Origin of the sequence: Caballeronia novacaledonica (assembly GCF_900258035.1) — a bacterium.
Lineage (GTDB): Bacteria > Pseudomonadota > Gammaproteobacteria > Burkholderiales > Burkholderiaceae > Caballeronia > Caballeronia novacaledonica.
The window spans coordinates 1-1,757 of sequence record NZ_OGTP01000056.1; the positions used below are offsets into that span (position 1 = coordinate 1).

Genomic DNA, 1,757 nt, shown 5'->3' on the forward strand with positions numbered 1-1,757 from the left:
TCTGGCTGTCTGTGAACTTCGACTTCTTCATTGCGTAGAACTCCCTTTGCTGGAAATTCTACTTCTGATCCCGCTTATTGGACGGGCGGATTACCGGTAGCCATTAGTATCTCCGGATGCTAGCCGAACCCTCGGCATTAAAAGTGCGATCGCGTTCATTTGCACGGTGAGTATCGCTATCGCTATCAGTGGCCCGTCCGGATGAGCGCCTATGAAGACTTGGCAGACGAGGCGGGTGTACAGCCCACCTGTCTCTGTTACGTTTAACGAAAATGGGCGGCTATTTCAAGGCATAAAAACCGGCTGGGTTTGCGACCTGCTATCGGTGGCACGCGGAACTAATATAGAGGGAAAAAAGTTGATTCGCGCGTTATTTCGTAGCACATACAAATGTATGCACGAGGAATTCCACTTCGGTTCGCCGAAAACGTTCTCAGAACTGGCAACTATGCCGTCGAAGATGGCTCTTCTCTATGTCACGAGCCGCTTCTAGATGTGACGCGATACGCGTACCTGCCGCGCTACAACGTCAAGCACCGCCTCCTGGAATGGTGGAGGGGTGGGTCCCTGGAATGCAGTCTAACGGTTGAGCCGGAACATAGAACGAAAAATTCGTCCGGGCAACCAACGTCTGCGGTCCAAACACAAGCATGTCATGTGGTTTCGTCCCCGGCCAGATCACCCGTGAGGGGCCCGCGGTGCCGATGACCACTTCAACGGTATGCGTCACCGTCAGAATCCCGTAGTAATTTCCTTCTGCCCAGCGCGGATCTAACACATCTTCGATCACATCTTCTGACTGGAGCTGCGCATCGTACAGGCCGCGCATCTGTGGGGAGTCCGTCCGCTCGAGGATTGCGCTTTCCAGGTGCGAGAACTCGAACCGCCAGCCCCACAGCGACTCATCAAAGCCGTCCGCTTCGTGCTGCGCCGGAACGTACAGGCTGAAATCGTTCCGGCGCAAGCCTGTGACGCCAACTCCATCGAGTGAGACAAGAATGCGTGCCCCGACGTTTTTGCAGCAGTGGTCGACGAAGGGACTGACGACAACTTCGAAGTTCATCGCAATCTCCTTTCTGGGATGGCAGCTTGGAGAAAGGTTAGGCAAGGAGTGAACGAAAAACAAGCTTACTCATTCGCCACTTTTCCGGCGATCTCAGCCAAAGCTGACCGGTGCGAACCCACCCTGAGAAACGCCGTATGCTTGATCGCGTTCGTCAGCGACCTGGACCACGAGTACGTCGCCCACGGATGTTGGGCGGCGCGGCTAGTATGGCCGCAATGCGGGCACACGTGCATTCGTTGCGCGAGCGTCTTGGGTACGAGTTCCCAACACGCGTCGCGCACCGCTGCGACGGCCGAGACTGATCAAGTAGCATCTCTTTCCCGCGCCTTCGATGTCTGGAGGCGCCTTTTCGCGCCGGCGCGCACGCGCGGCCAAGGCGGATAGAGCGCTATGAACCGCCCCGGAAATGTAGGAGACTTCGGATGGTATTGTCGGGAGAAAGTGCTACGCACACGTCGTTTTTCAATTGGCTTATTTTAGCTCAACATATAGCCTTTAAGTCGCCTACACTTTTGTTGCCCGGTATGGGCATTCCGCCATTCAAAACGAAGTCGCTGTCAGGCGTCAACACCTGGAACGTTGAGCGACAATCGATACGCGCAGAGGTTTGCCATGGTAATCCCCCCGCTAATAACGCGGGTCGGAAGTAGACTATGCTGCGGCAGTGAGCCGCTGTTTTGGTGTCACGCCT

General features: G+C 55.5%; 1 protein-coding gene. It reads right to left on the bottom strand.

Annotation, left to right across the window (positions count from 1 at the left end):
• Positions 1-529 precede the first annotated feature (529 nt).
• Positions 530-1,063 carry a hypothetical protein gene (locus NOV72_RS31675; protein ID WP_106858438.1) on the bottom strand — a complete coding sequence of 178 codons (534 nt, stop codon included), beginning with the start codon at positions 1,061-1,063 and terminating at the stop codon, positions 530-532.
• Between the last annotated feature and the right edge of the window lie 694 nt (positions 1,064-1,757).

Excerpts from the sequence above, each read along its gene's own strand:
- NOV72_RS31675 (WP_106858438.1), bottom strand. The coding sequence starts at position 1,063 with ATGAACTTCGAAGTTGTCGTCAGTCCCTTCGTCGACCACTGCTGCAAA.